Origin of the sequence: Nonlabens arenilitoris, assembly GCF_002954765.1 — a bacterium.
In the GTDB taxonomy this organism is placed as follows: Bacteria; Bacteroidota; Bacteroidia; order Flavobacteriales; family Flavobacteriaceae; genus Nonlabens; species Nonlabens arenilitoris.
Genome location: NZ_MTPW01000001.1, coordinates 1,015,696 through 1,031,562 on the forward strand (window position 1 = coordinate 1,015,696; position 15,867 = coordinate 1,031,562).

The 15,867-nt window shown below is 36.5% G+C and carries 10 protein-coding genes; 3 read left to right on the forward strand and 7 right to left on the reverse strand.

The features are described from left to right. The first annotated feature begins 132 nt into the window (after window positions 1-132). On the forward strand, window positions 133-2,973 hold the full coding sequence (gene polA / locus BST92_RS04465; protein WP_105070366.1) for a DNA polymerase I: 2,841 nt from the start codon (window positions 133-135) through the stop codon (window positions 2,971-2,973). Between the two features lie 7 nt (window positions 2,974-2,980). Here the strand turns inward: polA and BST92_RS04470 are convergent, their stop codons facing one another. From BST92_RS04470 to BST92_RS04485, 4 genes are all read right to left on the reverse strand, one after another. Continuing rightward, the gene (locus tag BST92_RS04470; protein ID WP_105070367.1) at window positions 2,981-4,555 is read right to left on the reverse strand and encodes a family 16 glycosylhydrolase; all 1,575 of its coding nucleotides are present in this window, start codon (window positions 4,553-4,555) and stop codon (window positions 2,981-2,983) included. A 131-nt stretch (window positions 4,556-4,686) separates the two neighbouring features. Beyond that, entirely contained in the window at window positions 4,687-5,514 is an 828-nt protein-coding gene (locus tag BST92_RS04475; RefSeq protein ID WP_105070368.1) for a hypothetical protein, read from the reverse strand. 364 nt (window positions 5,515-5,878) lie between these two features. Continuing rightward, window positions 5,879-7,966, reverse strand: a complete 2,088-nt coding sequence (locus tag BST92_RS04480; RefSeq protein WP_105070369.1) for a T9SS type B sorting domain-containing protein — start codon at window positions 7,964-7,966, stop codon at window positions 5,879-5,881. Window positions 7,967-7,983: 17 nt separating this feature from the next. Further along, on the reverse strand, window positions 7,984-9,057 hold the full coding sequence (locus BST92_RS04485) for an aminotransferase class V-fold PLP-dependent enzyme (RefSeq protein WP_245910860.1): 1,074 nt from the start codon (window positions 9,055-9,057) through the stop codon (window positions 7,984-7,986). A gap of 35 nt (window positions 9,058-9,092) precedes the next feature. Here BST92_RS04485 and BST92_RS04490 point away from each other — a divergent pair, with 35 nt between their 5' ends. Together BST92_RS04490 and fabD are read left to right on the forward strand one after the other, a co-directional pair. Next, window positions 9,093-10,016, forward strand: coding sequence for a dihydrofolate reductase (locus BST92_RS04490; RefSeq protein WP_342747830.1), 924 nt, complete (start codon window positions 9,093-9,095; stop codon window positions 10,014-10,016). Between the two features lie 118 nt (window positions 10,017-10,134). After that, the gene (gene fabD, locus BST92_RS04495) at window positions 10,135-11,019 is read left to right on the forward strand and encodes an ACP S-malonyltransferase (protein WP_105070372.1); all 885 of its coding nucleotides are present in this window, start codon (window positions 10,135-10,137) and stop codon (window positions 11,017-11,019) included. Window positions 11,020-11,092: 73 nt separating this feature from the next. On the opposite strand, the gene BST92_RS04500 is transcribed toward fabD, so the two are convergent. The 3 genes from BST92_RS04500 to BST92_RS04510 all read right to left on the reverse strand — a co-directional run bounded on the left by BST92_RS04500 (window position 11,093) and on the right by BST92_RS04510 (window position 15,867). Further along, entirely contained in the window at window positions 11,093-11,542 is a 450-nt protein-coding gene (locus BST92_RS04500; RefSeq protein WP_146105095.1) for a hypothetical protein, read from the reverse strand. 286 nt (window positions 11,543-11,828) lie between these two features. Next, complete coding sequence (gene odhB / locus BST92_RS04505; RefSeq protein ID WP_105070374.1) at window positions 11,829-13,115, reverse strand: 2-oxoglutarate dehydrogenase complex dihydrolipoyllysine-residue succinyltransferase; 1,287 nt, start codon at window positions 13,113-13,115, stop codon at window positions 11,829-11,831. A 4-nt stretch (window positions 13,116-13,119) separates the two neighbouring features. Continuing rightward, window positions 13,120-15,867, reverse strand: coding sequence for a 2-oxoglutarate dehydrogenase E1 component (locus BST92_RS04510; RefSeq protein ID WP_105070375.1), 2,748 nt, complete (start codon window positions 15,865-15,867; stop codon window positions 13,120-13,122).

The following is a 15,867-nucleotide window of genomic DNA, read 5'->3' on the forward strand; positions in this document are numbered from 1 at the left end:
TACTCCACTTACATTTCACTATAAAAACGAATCCTAGATTAAAATTCTTGTGTATAAAAAGTCATAATTGACGCTGATATCTCTTATTTTCCTATGTTCATTTTTTATCTTTAGCATCCATAAATTTTTACGATGACTAACGACGGAACGGACGATAAAAGATTATTTCTACTCGATGCTTATGCCCTTATTTTTAGAGGCTATTATGCACTGATAAAAAACCCAAGAATCAATAGTGCTGGTATGGATACTAGTGCAATTATGGGGTTTACAAATAGTTTATTTGACGTCATTAGAAGAGAAAAGCCCGAGTATCTAGCGGTGGCATTTGACAAAGGTGGTAGTCATGAACGCGTGGAATTATATGAAGATTATAAAGCTAATCGCGATGAAACGCCTGAGGCCATAAAAATAGCGGTACCGTATATCATGCGCATTTTAAAGGCGATGCACATTCCTATTGTCGTTGAAGAAGGAATTGAAGCAGACGATTTAATAGGAACCCTAGCAAAACAGGCCGAGAAAGAAGGCTTTACAACCTATATGGTAACACCTGATAAGGATTATGCTCAACTAGTGTCAGACAATATATTTATGTACAAACCTGCACGCATGGGTAATGGTATAGAAATATGGGGTATTCCAGAAGTACAAAAGAAATTTGAGGTAGAGCGACCTGAGCAAGTTATCGATTACCTAGGAATGATGGGTGATGCTAGTGATAACATCCCTGGATTGCCTGGTGTAGGAGATAAAACGGCTAAGAAATTTATAGCAGCATATGGCTCTATGGAAGGCTTGTTTGAAAACATCCACGAGCTTAAAGGTAAAATGAAAGAAAAAGTAGAGGCTAATAAAGAATTAGGACTACTATCAAAACAACTTGCAACCATAAGACTGGATTGCCCAGTTGTTTTTAATGCAAACAATTACACCTTAGACGATCCTAATGTAGAAGCTGTTCATGAGATTTTTGATGAACTAGAATTCCGTCGTGCAAAAGAAACCTTGGCAAAGATTTTTTCTAAAGAAGTAGCGCCTACTAGTTCTTCAAGCAGCAATTCAAATATAAGTTCAAATGCTGCTGCAGGAGCAGGACAATTTTCTTTATTTGACACACCAGGCTCTGGTACAGCAGCAGAATCAGAGTCTACCGGTCGTAAAACACTAGCCACTAGCGATCATTTGTACCAACTTGTACAAGAAGGAATGGGAACAAAGTTGTTTTTACAATCATTGATGCAACAATCAAGCGTTTGTTTTGATACAGAAACGACAGGACTGGACGCACTAACTGCAGAGCTAGTAGGAATTGCATTTTCTTGGGAAAAAGGAAAAGGATTTTACCTACCCATACCTGAAGATCGTGATGCGGCACAATCTATAATGGATCAATTAAAACCATTTTTTGAAAGTAATAACATAGAAAAAGTAGGTCAAAATTTAAAATACGATATCAAAGTATTAGATAAATATGGAGTTGACGTTAAAGGACCTATGTTTGACACTATGCTTGCTCATTACCTGATCAATCCAGACATGCGTCATAACATGGACGTGCTGGCAGAAACATATTTGAATTACACACCACAATCTATAGTGGAGTTAATAGGTAAAAAAGGAAAGAATCAACTTTCTATGCGTGAAGTAGAACTCGAAAAGCAAAAGGAATATGCGGTTGAAGATGCAGATGTTACATTGCAACTTAAAGAGCATTTTACACCAGAACTTGCCAGTGCAGGTACAGATAAATTGTTTAAGGATATTGAAATGCCTTTACTAGATGTGCTAGCCGCAATGGAAATAGAAGGAATTAATTTAGATGAAGAATTTTTAAGTTCATTGTCTGGTGATTTAGAGAAAGATATTGCGCAACTAGAGAAAGATATCTATGAAGTAGCAGGTGAAGAATTTAATATAGGTTCTCCTAAACAATTAGGAATCATTCTTTTTGAAAAGCTAAAATTAGTTGACAAACCTAAAAAGACTAAAACTGGGCAATATTCAACCGCTGAAGATGTATTGAGCTACCTCGCAAAAGATCATGCTATCATTCAAAATGTACTGGATTATAGAGGTCTTAGTAAATTAAAATCTACTTATGTAGACGCATTACCTACTCAGGTAAATGCACTTACACAACGTATTCATACTAACTATATGCAAACGGTTGCTGCTACCGGTCGATTAAGCTCTACAGATCCTAATTTGCAAAACATTCCTATACGCACAGAGCGTGGCCGTCAGGTACGTAAAGCATTTATACCAAGAGATGAAAATTATACCCTTGTAGCTGCCGATTACTCTCAAATTGAACTACGTATTATTGCTGCGTTAAGTGAAGAGGAAAATATGATTGCAGCATTCCAAAGCGGTGAAGATATTCACGCGTCGACCGCTGCAAAAGTTTTTAATGTTGCTCTAGAAGATGTAACCAGAGAACAACGTAGTAATGCCAAAACAGTAAACTTTGGTATTATCTATGGAGTAAGTGCCTTTGGGTTAAGTAATCAAACCGACTTATCTCGTGGCGAAGCTAAAGAGTTAATTGATACCTACTATGAAACTTACCCTAAACTAAAAGCATATATGCAAGATCAAGTAGATTTTGCTCGGGAAAATGGTTATGTAGAAACAGTCCTAGGTAGACGTCGTTATTTAAAAGATATCAATAGTTCTAATGCTGTAGTGCGTGGCGCGGCAGAGCGTAATGCTGTAAATGCACCTATACAAGGTAGCGCTGCAGACATTATCAAAATCGCTATGATCAATATTCATAAAAAGTTTGAAGAACTGAATTGCAAGTCTAAAATGTTGCTTCAAGTCCATGATGAACTTGTTTTTGATATTCATAACGACGAGTTAGAAGACATGAAAAAACTGATACAAGACGAGATGCAAAATGCTTATCAAATGACCGTTCCACTTGATGTGGAAGTTGGAATTGGGCAGAATTGGTTAGAGGCGCATTAATTAATCATTAATGCGAGACCACTAATCGTTCAGTTTGAACCTGATTGCCTGAATGAATTTTTAAAACATACATACCATTGTCATAATTAGAAACGTCTATTATATGGCATTCGCTAGTCTTTTCAATAACTCGCTGTCCCAGCATGGTGTATAGCTCGATACGATCTATGGTGGTCGTGCTCGCAATAGAAATTAACTCACTAGATGGATTAGGATAAACCGTTGCGTTAATAGTATCTGTATCTGTAAGACTTAAGGTGTTTTGATAAACACGCACATAATCTATGACCATACTACTTTGTGAAAAGCTAGGATCTATAGTGCCTGCAATGCCGCCCATCGCAATGTTTAATAACAAATATTGATCTTCATAAAACGGATAGTTGTTTACATCTTTTACTACAGGATTATACGTGTAAAAAGGTACATCATCAATCAAGAAAGTGATTTGCTGTGGCGACCAGTTCATCGAATATACATGAAAATCATTAGCAACATCCGGTAACGTTGTTGACTGAAAATTCATGGTATTTCCAGAACATCCTCCGCAATTAGTATGTAAAGCACTAGATACATGATTAACAGCACCTAATCCATGCTCCATAATATCTATCTCACCGCATAAAGGCCAGTTAGTGGTACCATAAGTACTATCCCAGTAACCGCCATTTTCATTAATATTTTTACCTAAAGTCCATATCGCAGGCCATGTCCCATCGCCAAAGGGTAATTTTGCTCTCACATCTACTCTTCCATATGTGAATGCAAACTTTGAATTAAGTCGAGCACTGGTATATTGTTTGGTCTGTCCTTGATCTGTAAAATTCTCTCGTTTTGCAACGATGTTCAAAAATCCATTTTCTACAAAAGAATTATCAACCCTATTAGTATAATGCTGTTGCTCACCATTAAACCAACTATTGCCATTAGGCAATAAGGTTTGATGAAACCATTTTGTAGCGTCTATGGGATTATTGGTTCCAGCATTATCAAATTCATCAAACCACACTAAATCTGTATACACTACATCTATCGGGTTAGGAGTGACAACAACAGCACCATTATTAATTTGGTCTATGAGATAAGTACCTGGTATATTAGATCCATAGTCTATAAAAATCGTTACCCGACTGTATTGTCCTACAGCAGAGATCACACTACCGGAAGCGCTTTCAATAGCGTTAGAGAAGTCAAAATTAATATCTAGCCAGTTGTTTGCAACACCACTGGACTGACCTAACACCTCTACATCTGGTTGATTTCCATTTTCTAACTTTAATAAGACACTATGGGCATTGGGATCAAACGCATAAAATCTCAAAGTCACATTCTGGTCTACATTCAAATCTACTGCAGTAGAAAGATCTCTAAAAAAGCCCTGATAAGACTGATTACCATCATTGAAAAATTGACCTACATTATTTGAGGACTGTAATGGATCTGTTCTAAAAGAAAAAGAAGAACCAGAAAAACCTGTAAACGGAAATTGATTTCCCTCAAAATCTAAAGGGAACTGTTGTGCTTGTGCAAACTGTAAACCGAATAGTAATGCAATAAGGCAAAAGCGATAAATCAAAATCATGACTTTTTTTTTGCGAAGCTAGTCTTCACAACCTTAAGTATTAGACAATCCACCACAACAAAAACTATACGAGGTGTCTAAACCGCGCAAATATGAGCGCGATTATTATAATAAATTAATTTTATACTTAATTATCTGTATGCTTTAAAAATTACTACGATTTGATTAGTTCTATCACTAGTGGTTGATCCAGCTAGAAAATTATCTACATTTAATGTAAATCCATCATCAGTAAAGTTTACTAATGAAGCAGATATTAATCCACCTTGATCATCAGTACCACCGGTAGGCGATCCATTATCATGAATAGGCTCACCATTATTATTTACAAAATAAGCAGCGATACAATGACTATCTGAAGAATAAGTACCTATGTTGTTAATACTAGAACCATTTGCTCCATTAGAGATTACCTGTTGGTCTATACCTGTACCATAATTTTGTGCATATCCCATAGTTTGACCACCAGCCATTCTGATGTCATTTGAATTATTTGAAGCTGATCTATAACCACCATCATCAAAACCTTGAATTCTATTAACAGCAGTAAATTCTATAGCTCTAGGTTGAAAAGGCAGATCCTCTATAACAATAGTTCCTGTAGCTGTAATTAATAACTTACCAAAATAAACTTGTGGTTGATTGTCACTAACTACTAGATTCCATTTACTATTACTCCAGAAATAAAAGCCAGTTAATGGCACGCCACCAGTACCAGTATTCCATATCATAGTTCCTTCTACTAGACCAGCTCCATTAGGATTAATCACAGGCGAAGCTGTATTTAAATCAGTTAGAGCAATGCGAGGCACTAATAAACCAGAGTCTGTAGAAGATATATCTAAAGCAGCCATCGGTACTTCTGTACCAATTCCAACTTGTGCATGACTACAAACACTCGCCAGCGTCATAATCGTAAGTGTGAAAATAAATTTGAGCATTATTTTAGGTGTTTTCATAATTCAATTCTGTAATAGTACATATCAAACTTCACTAATAAATTGATTACTAGGCAATTTGAAAAATCAGACGTAAAAATAATCGATTAAAAGCAAAATACAACGTTATAGCGTGATTTTAATAAACTATTGGACGACATTTCATCTAACTGAAATATCACATCAGTTAAAATATCGATCATTAGTGTCTGCTATCTATTATTAACAATTTATATACCATATTCCATTAAAGCTTCATAATAAATACAATTAAAATGTAAATAATAAAGTCTTAGAAATGATTTCTAGATAACTCATATAAGCCGTAATTAGTATAGGAGCGGGAATGTTTTTTATAATTCGCTTCCGCGAAAGCGTAATAGAATTATCTCTTTAATGCAAAATATCCTTTTACAAGTGGTTTACCGTCGATTTTAATTGTGAACCAATATGTGCTAGATGGCATAGGAGCATTGATAAAAGTGCCGTCCCAACCGATGCCATCTGGAGCCATTTGATGTAACAACTTCCCATACCTATCGTATATAAAAACGATAGCATTGGGATAATCTGTTAGCCCATCCAGTGTCCAGAAATCATGAAAACCGTCTCCATTAGGTGTGAAAAAACGTTGATAATCTAATACAGCAAACTCTTCAGTAATCGTTCCACATCCATTCTTATCTCTTATTCTTACCGTGTGAAAGCCTTTATATAGACCGTTGAAGAAATTTGAATCTTGAAAAGGACCATTGTCAACTGAAAATTCATAATCGCCAGGTCCAGAAACAATGAATTGAGCGGTATTATCGCCACTTCTGAAGTCTTGAGTGATGATTTCATCTATAGTTGCAACGTCAGATGGTAATGCTGTAATGGTTAAAGAACTCTCACACCCAAAGTTATTAGTCACTGTAACCGTATAATCACCAGGTTGATTGATATTAATACTATTAGTCGTTGCGCCCATTTCACCAGTATTCCATTCATAAAAATCAAATCCGGCAGCGACACTAATGGTGGTAGGCACCACAGCATCTACACACACTATAATGTCGTCCTGACTTTGTAAAACAGGTCTAGGCCTTACCGTAATTTGATAATCTACATCATTAAAACAAGAGGTACTCGTTTCTGTTACTCTCACATATATGCGTTGCGGATTTTGTGTCGTAGTAAAACTATTACTCAATACATTCTGTCCAGCGGTTCTATCTGCTGCACTCTCATAAAATGTCACTTGATGCAATAATGGATCTAATCCATTTAAGATCTCATTATTTTGATCTGTTAAGGCAACATTTAAGAAACCATCAAAGTCGTCGTCACACAGAAATAAATCTACAGGTGTCGCAATTGCAGGTGGATTAGCTACAAATACTGATGTATTCAACACATAATCACACGATATTCCAGTAGGATCGACAACTCTAATAAAGTAAAATTCTTCGGTCGTAGTTGCGGTTACCATAGAGCTTTGAGGATTTAAACCATCTTGCGCATCTATTTGCGTTAGGTGATAAGTCACATTAAAGCTACTAGCATTGGGTAATATAGAATCAATGACCGTATTGTAATCAAATGGTTCTGTAGTATTATCTGAACAAATAATAAATGGATCTATATCTGTATCAATATTGGGATCATCGACTAATATGGTAAAATCTGTAAAATCCGTACAATCAGAATCGTTTCTAATCACTCTTACATATATATCCTGCGGATTTGAAATATTAGTATATGGAAAAGTGATTGCATTGATTCCTATGTTTGCATCGTTTAGTGATTCGTGATAAGTCAATGTGGTATTGGTCTGACCCAATAACACATCAGAGTTTAATGAACTAAAATCAAATTCTCTAAAGCCATCTTGTGCACCAGCATTATCGCAAACTTCCAAATCCATTAGAGGATTTGCTACTGGTGCAGGTGGCAAGTCTGCAGTACCGCCAGTACTGATACTGAAACCACCAGTACCTACTGCAAGTGCAACAATCACATAATATACCTCGCCAGCATTAACGGTAAGTTCTTGTAAAAAACCATTACCATTTGCACCTGGACCTTCGGTAAAATCTGTTTCTATACTGTTTAAACCAGTTTCACCGGTTACACCTGCATCACGCGGATTTGTACTAGAGCAACGTATCGCAGCGCCTAAATTATCACAATCCACTACTGGCCCGAAAACCGCAAAATCATAATCTGCTTGCGCCGTATCTGGTGTTAATGCAAAACTAAAAGTACCCGTAGTTTGTATCTCTACTCTAAACCAAGCTTGATTAGTCTGAAATGAGAAACAAGTAGGCACAGGATTACCAGTTTGCGCAAATTCATTAACTCCTATCCCAGAAGGACTGATACCAAAACTAGTATCACCACATAATAATATAGCGTCTGTACAATCATTAGGGTTTTGAGAATATCCTATAACAGAATAAAAAAAGAGAAATATTATAAATGCGTTTTTCATATACCGAATACGTTTCACTACAAATCTAAGACTTCTAGAAGTCTAGCGAGATCTTTGTCGTCATTAAAATAAGAAAAACTAACTCTTATCCCATTACCTCTTAACGAGGTGACAACCCCATGATCTAAGAGCTTATTATATAAATCATGACTTCCTTTAATATTAAAAATGGTGGAATGTTGTTTTCTCTTTACTACTGCCTCATCTAATAAATCTCGACTTTCAAATTCGGCCTTAGCAATTTCAGACCAGTGTTGCAGTTCGGTTTGTATTTTATCTAGACCTATTTTCAAAGCGACTTCCAGCGCTAGTTTCAAACTACCAAAAGCGATCATATCTTGATGCCCAGGCTCAAATCTGCCTATAAACTCAGGTATTGCATTTATTACATTTTTAGTACTACGATAACCTATCCTATTAGGTTTAATAAACTCTTTAACATGTTCTTTAACACAAATAAACGCATTTCCATCACCTGCATTTAACCACTTATAACAACTTGCTAGGATGATATCTAGTCCGCTTTCGCGAAAGAGGAATCGCTCAGTCCCTACATATTGAGTTAAATCGCCTATAATTATAAGATTTGGGAACTGATTTTTGAGCTGTTTTACAAAATCTAAGTCAATTTTAATTCCAGAAATATATTGCACAACCGAAAAGCAGAAAAAATCAGGTTGATGCAGTTTGCAAGCTTCAAGAATATTAGATTCTAGGTTTTCATTAATACTAGCATAAACACAATTAAAACCGCGAGTCTCCACTGGCCAGTTTACAGATGGGTAATCACCATCTAGTAATAAAAATGTAGACAGCTTATCAATTCCTTCTATCAACGTATTAAATCCTGTAGAGAAATTAGGAATCACTGCTGTGTTTTCTATCGTTGCATCTACAAATTGCGCAATAGCTGTCCTCACTTCATCTATAAAATCGTTTCTATTGTTAGTGTAAAGACTGGCCTGATCTCGCATTTTTTCCATTTCATTAATTCTGTAATCAATCAATTCTTGAGAAATTAAGCCATGGTTTGCCGTATTGAGATAGGTGTATTTTTCAAGAATGGAATACTGAGATCTTATTTTATGCATTTGTAAAGATTGAAAAGAGCTAGAACTGCTTAAATTTGAATATAAAAGTACGTCATATGTTCGGTAGAAAGAAAAAAGAAACGCCTGCGATTGATCCTGTTCAAAAGGAAATGATTGAAAATGCACAGCGTCGCATTAAAGAAAAACGCGGTTTATTTACACATTTTGTTGTTTTTCTAGTTGGTGCAGTAGGTTTGATTATCATCAGTCAGGTATTAATGCAACAAGAGCCCATGCGTATTCTTAATGTAGAATGGTGGATTTGGGTCTTATTTGCGTGGTTGCTTTTTTTAATCTACCATGCCTTTAAGGTGTTTATTACTAACAGACTACTAGGTCCAGGATGGGAAAAACGTCAGTATGAAAGGTTGGTTCAAAAACAAAAAGATCGCATTGCTCAAATAGAAGAAAAAGTAACTAAATCAAATCCTTTACCAGAAACTAAAATTATAAATACACCTGTTTCTAAAAAACGTGTTATTACCATGATAGCTGCTGCTGGAGCAAACAACGAGTTAGGTAAAGACGGCGATCTCGTATGGCACTTACCAGATGATTTTAAACGTTTTAAATCCCTCACAACTGGACATCACATTATAATGGGTCGTAAAACCTTTGAAAGTTTTCCTAAACCGCTTCCTAATCGTACACATATCATACTCACTAGAGATACTAATTATAAAACTGATGGCGGAATCATAGTACATGATTTATCTACAGCACTGGCAGCGGCATCTAGTGATGAAGAACCTTTTATTATAGGTGGTGGAGAGATTTATAAACTAGGACTTGATATAGCTGACCGTATTGAACTTACTAGAGTTCATGGTAGTTTTGATGTCGATACTTATTTTCCAGAGTTTGATGAAAAACAGTGGAAGCTTATACGCACAGAACATCATCCTGTAGATGAAAAACATAAGTTTGCATTTGACTTTGAAACATGGGAGCGCATATAAATTTAAATACTAATCAAAAATAATCAAGACTTAGACTTTGAAGTGAACGGCAATACTGAAATCAAAATACCTAGTAACTACTTTTCATTAAATTTGCCAGTCCAAAAACAACTACAATATGAAAGCATATGTTTTTCCAGGTCAAGGAGCCCAATTCACAGGAATGGGTAAAGACTTATATGATCAATTTCCAGAAGCAAAAGCACTTTTTAATAAAGCCGATGAAATCTTAGGATTTGAGATTTCCAAAATCATGTTTGAAGGAACTGCTGAGGAACTGAAGGAAACCAAAGTAACCCAACCAGCTATCTTTTTACATTCTGTAATTCTTGCAAAAATGATGGGTGACTCTTTCCAACCAGAAATGGTTGCAGGTCATTCACTAGGTGAATTAAGTGCACTTACTGCAGTAGGAACCCTAAGTTTTGAAGATGGATTAAAGATTGTTTCTAAACGTGCTCTTGCAATGCAAGCCGCGTGCGAACATCAATCGAGTACCATGGCAGCAATTTTAGGATTAGACGATGCAGTAGTAGAAGATGTATGTAAAAGCATAGATGGTGTTGTCGTTGCAGCTAACTATAACTGCCCAGGACAACTTGTAATATCTGGTGCTACTAAAGCGGTAGAAGAAGCTTGCGAAGCTTTAAAAGAAAAAGGTGCAAAACGCGCCCTAATGTTACCAGTAGGTGGAGCGTTCCATTCACCATTAATGGAACCGGCACGTGAAGAACTTGCGGCAGCTATAGAAGCTACAGAGTTTGAAGCTCCTTCATGCCCGGTATATCAAAACGTAACTACGCTAGGTACAACAGCAGTAGATGAAATTAAGACAAATCTTATTTATCAACTTACTGGTCCTGTAAAATGGACACAATCTGTTCAAAATATGATTGCCGATGGTGCTACTGAATTTATAGAAGTTGGGCCAGGAAGAGCATTGCAGGGAATGATTAAAAAGATTGATCGTGAGGCAAATGTGAGTGCTGGTGTAGTAGCTTAGTTTTAACCTTTCCCGATAATAAAAATGACCTTAAAAATTAGAACTTTTTAAGGTCATTTTTGTTTTAACACAATCAATACCGCCGCTGATCGAATACCTCTTCAATTAATTCAATAGAATTATTCTCAACTTTATATACATAAACTTTAGGTGAACCAACTACACCGTCATTTCTTTTTCCTGAAGTATATATGGCAAATTTATTAGGCGCTATTTCTAACGGTTTACTATAGATTATTAATTGATAGTTTTCCTGAAAAGCGGCACGTTTAGTTGATTCATAAAAAGCTTTTTGAGCTGTTGATACAGAACTAGAATACAACAATTCAACATTATCTTTTTTGAGAATCACTAATTCAGATTCATTCCATTTTTCTAAACTATCAAAATTTTCTTTTGAACTTAAAGCTTGTTCTAATTCAACTGAGTAATACTTTGATGCAGCATTAATGTCTACTGTACCATCTATGGATTCAGAATAATAACCTTTTAGAATGGTCAATACTTCTGATATCGAAGCCACGTTATCAGAAATATAATATGTGGTAATCTTTTTATCTTGTTTGAAAGATTTTTTAAATCATTTTTAAAATGATATGATATAACATCAGACTTATTCTCTTGATTTAGAGAAGCACAACTAGTGACTAAAGAAAATAAAAGAATTAAAGGTATTAATCTCATCATTAAATTTAGTCAAAAATCCTCTATAAAAACTGTGTTTTTATAGAGGATTTTTTCTTCCGTTTACAACAAAGCCCAATGGTTTTAAGAACCATTGGGCTTTGTCAATTATAATTAAAAGATTTTTACATTTCTAGTGCTTTCTTCACATCGCCATCCATTAATAAATTGATAGGATCTTCTAGTGCTTCTTTAATTGCTACTAAGAAACCTACAGATTCTTTACCATCAATGATTCTGTGGTCATAAGAAACGGCTAGATACATCATAGGTCTTGCAACAATATTTCCATCTACGACTACTGGACGCTCGATAATGTTGTGCATTCCTAGAATCGCACTCTGTGGTGGATTGATAATAGGTGTACTCATCATACTACCGAAGACTCCACCATTTGTAATGGTAAAGGTACCGCCAGTCATTTCGTCTACTGTGATGTCTCCATCACGTGCTCTTAGTGCTAATCTTTTTACCTCAGCTTCTACACCTCTAAAAGATAAGTTCTCTGCATTTCTTATTACCGGTACCATTAATCCTTTAGGACCTGATACAGCAATAGAAATATCTTTATAATCAAAAGAAACCATTTCCTTACCGTCAATCATAGAGTTTACCGCTGGGTATAGTTCTAGTGCTCTAGTAACCGCTTTAGTAAAGAAGGACATAAATCCTAATCCTACACCATGCTTTGCTTTAAAGTCTTCCTTGTATTCTTTTCGTAAGTCAAAGATAGGCTTCATGTCTACCTCATTAAAAGTAGTCAACATCGCTGTGTCGTTCTTAACGCTTACTAGACGTTCTGCAACTTTTCTACGCAACATAGAAAGTTTAGTACGGGATTCACCACGTGATCCAGCTCCTGGCGTTCCCATAGATGGTTTTGCATTTACAGCATCGTCTTTAGTTATACGACCATCGCGACCAGTTCCAGAAACAGACTTTGCATCGACACCTTTTTCATCTAGAATCTTTTTTGCAGCAGGACTTGCCGTACCGCTAGCATAAGTTTCTTTAGCTTGTGCAGGTTGTGGAGCTTTTTCAGAGTTTGCAGACTTATCAGCCGGTGCATCCTTTTTCATTTCTACAGCTACGTCGCTATTGTTTCCTCCTTCATCGCCACCGCCCATACTAGATGGTGCGTTCTCAACTTCTTGAGAGCCACCATTAGGATTTGCAGCCTCGGTATCAATTAGACAGACTACGGCTCCTACAGCAACGGCATCACCTTCTTCGGCCATAAGGGTAATAATACCGCTAGCCTCTGCAGGTAATTCAAGTGTTGCTTTATCGCTATCTACCTCGGCAATTGCTTGGTCTTTTTCAACCCAATCGCCAGTGGCAACTAGCCATTCTGCTATTTCTACTTCTGTAATCGACTCGCCTGGTGAAGGCACTTTCATTTCTAGAGCCATAATCTTATTTGTTGGTATTAAATACGTCTTCTATTATTCTTGCTTGTCTTGCCTTAGATCGTGTTGAACTACCTGAGGCTGGTGCTGCATACATGTTTCTTGAGCACACGCGCCAGTTTCTAGTCTCTGGCATGTGTAACATAAGATGTGCATAAGCACCCATATTTCTAGGTTCTTCTTGTGCCCATACGACATCTTTAGAACCATATTTTTTGATCACTTCTTGTATTTGCTCAATTGGTAAAGGGAACAATTGTTCTAATCTTACCAGAGCAACGTCTGTGCGATTATTTTCTTCTCTATATTCTAGTAAATCATAATAGAACTTACCAGATACGAATACTAGTGTTTCTGCTTTCGCGAAAGCGTCTCCATCAACATCTATTACTTCTTGAAAATGCCCGTTTACTAACTCATCTACTGCACTTACCGCTTTTGGATAACGCAACAAAGACTTAGGTGTAAACACGACTAATGGTTTGCGATAATTCACCAACATCTGACGACGTAGTAAATGGAACATATTTGCTGGCGTTGTACAGTTTGCCATAAACATATTATCCTTAGCACATAACTGTAGGTATCGCTCTATTCTAGCACTTGAGTGCTCAGCTCCTTGACCTTCATAACCGTGTGGTAATAATTTAACCAGACCGTTTTGATTCTTCCATTTATCCTCACCAGCACTGATGTACTGATCCATCATTATTTGTGCTCCATTTGAAAAATCACCAAATTGTGCTTCCCAGATAGTAAGTGTTTGAGGTTGTGCTAGTGCATAGCCATATTCAAACCCTACCACACCATATTCTGAAAGGTGCGAATTATAGATTTCCATCTTCCCTTTTACTCCATCGATGTGGTTGTGAAGGATAAATTCCTTTTCACTATTCTCTGATTTCACTACGGCATGACGGTGCGAGAACGTTCCACGCTCTACATCTTGTCCACTCATACGCACATTATAACCTTCCATCATTAAACTACCATAGGCCAGGTGTTCTCCCATTGCCCAATCTAGTTTATCTGCATCAAACATTTTGCGACGGTCTTGAATCAACTTTTTAATTTTTCTAAAGAAATTTTCATCTTCAGGAAGTTTAGAAATCGTTGCCGTAATTTTTTCTAAGGTTTTGCGGTCTACACCTGTCTCCACCTTTTTCATCATCTCCACCTCAGTGGCTTGTTCAAAACCTTGCCATTCATCTTGCATAAATGGTGTGATGATGGTGTTTTCTTTTTCACGAGAACTGGCAAGTTGTTCTTCAAGTTCGTTTTTATAAGTAGTCTCAAACTTCTCTACAGTGTTCTTATCAATAACACCTTCTTTAAGAAGTCTATCAGCATAAATATCACGCGGATTTTCATGCTTCTTAATCGCTTTATATAATTGAGGCTGTGTGAACATAGGTTCATCACCTTCATTATGTCCGTATTTTCTATATCCTAAAAGGTCTATAAATACATCACGACCAAATTCCATGCGGTAATCTAGAGCAAAGTTCATCGCATGTACGACAGCCTCAGCATCATCTGCATTAACATGAAGTACTGGTGATAAGGTCACTTTTGCGATGTCTGTACAATAGGTTGAAGAACGAGCGTCTAGATAATTAGTTGTAAAACCTACCTGGTTATTAACCACCATATGAATGGTACCAGCAGTTTTATAAGCATCAAGTTGTGCCATTTGCACTACTTCATATACAATACCTTGACCAGCGATTGCCGCATCACCGTGTAATACGATAGGTAATACTTTTGAAAAATCTTCTGGAGAATGCATGTCCTGCTTTGCACGTGTTATTCCTTCTACAACAGCTCCTACAGTCTCAAGGTGAGATGGGTTAGGCACAATATTTATATTGATATCCTTACCACTATCGGTCTTACGTTTACTAGTATAACCTAGGTGATATTTTACATCACCATCAAAAATATCTTGTTCATAATCTTTTCCATCAAATTCAGAAAAGATATCAGTTACGGGCTTACCAAAGATATTAGTTAGCACATTTAATCTACCACGGTGTGCCATTCCTAGCACAAAGTGATTAACACCTTTATTTGCAGCATTTTCCACTAAAGAATCAAGTGCAGGAATTAAAGACTCATTTCCTTCAAGAGAAAAACGTTTCTGACCAACATATTTTGTGTGTAAGAAAGATTCAAATGAAACAGCTTCATTTAATTTCTTAAGAATTTGCAATTTATCATCCTTAGAAAAACTAGGGTGATTATTATTCTTATGTAACCAGTTTTGTATCCACTTTACCTCTGCAGGCTTACGTATATACATATACTCTACACCTATACTCTCGCAGTATACTTGTTTTAAGTGAGCGACAATATTTTTGAGACTAGTTTTACCTAAGCCTACTAACTCACCACTATCAAATTCAATATTCAAATCTGCATCTGACAGACCAAAGTTGACTAAATCGAGTGTAGGCTCATAAGTACGGCGATCTCTTACAGGATTAGTCTTGGTAAATAAATGACCACGACTGCGGTAAGCATCTATTAATTTAACAACCTGAAATTCTTTTTGAACGTGAGCAGGAATCGCAACTGGTGCTGCGGCCTGATCCATCTCAAAATCACCTTCATGGGCACTTTCCATCCCAAAGTCGAAACCTTGAAAGAAAGCTCGCCAAGACGGCTCTACTCTATCTGGATTGATTAAATATTCGTCGTAAAGTTGTGCGAAGTACGCGGTATGTGCGGCGTTCAGAAATGAAAACTTATCCAT

Bases quoted from the DNA above. Each gene is read 5' to 3' on its own strand.
- BST92_RS04510 (WP_105070375.1), bottom strand. From the start codon at position 15,867: ATGGATAAGTTTTCATTTCTGAACGCCGCACATACCGCGTACTTCGCA.
- BST92_RS04475 (WP_105070368.1), bottom strand. From the start codon at position 5,514: ATGAAAACACCTAAAATAATGCTCAAATTTATTTTCACACTTACGATT.
- BST92_RS04485 (WP_245910860.1), bottom strand. From the start codon at position 9,057: ATGCATAAAATAAGATCTCAGTATTCCATTCTTGAAAAATACACCTAT.
- BST92_RS04480 (WP_105070369.1), bottom strand. From the start codon at position 7,966: ATGAAAAACGCATTTATAATATTTCTCTTTTTTTATTCTGTTATAGGA.
- odhB (WP_105070374.1), bottom strand. From the start codon at position 13,115: ATGGCTCTAGAAATGAAAGTGCCTTCACCAGGCGAGTCGATTACAGAA.
- fabD (WP_105070372.1), top strand. From the start codon at position 10,135: ATGAAAGCATATGTTTTTCCAGGTCAAGGAGCCCAATTCACAGGAATG.
- BST92_RS04470 (WP_105070367.1), bottom strand. From the start codon at position 4,555: ATGATTTTGATTTATCGCTTTTGCCTTATTGCATTACTATTCGGTTTA.
- polA (WP_105070366.1), top strand. From the start codon at position 133: ATGACTAACGACGGAACGGACGATAAAAGATTATTTCTACTCGATGCT.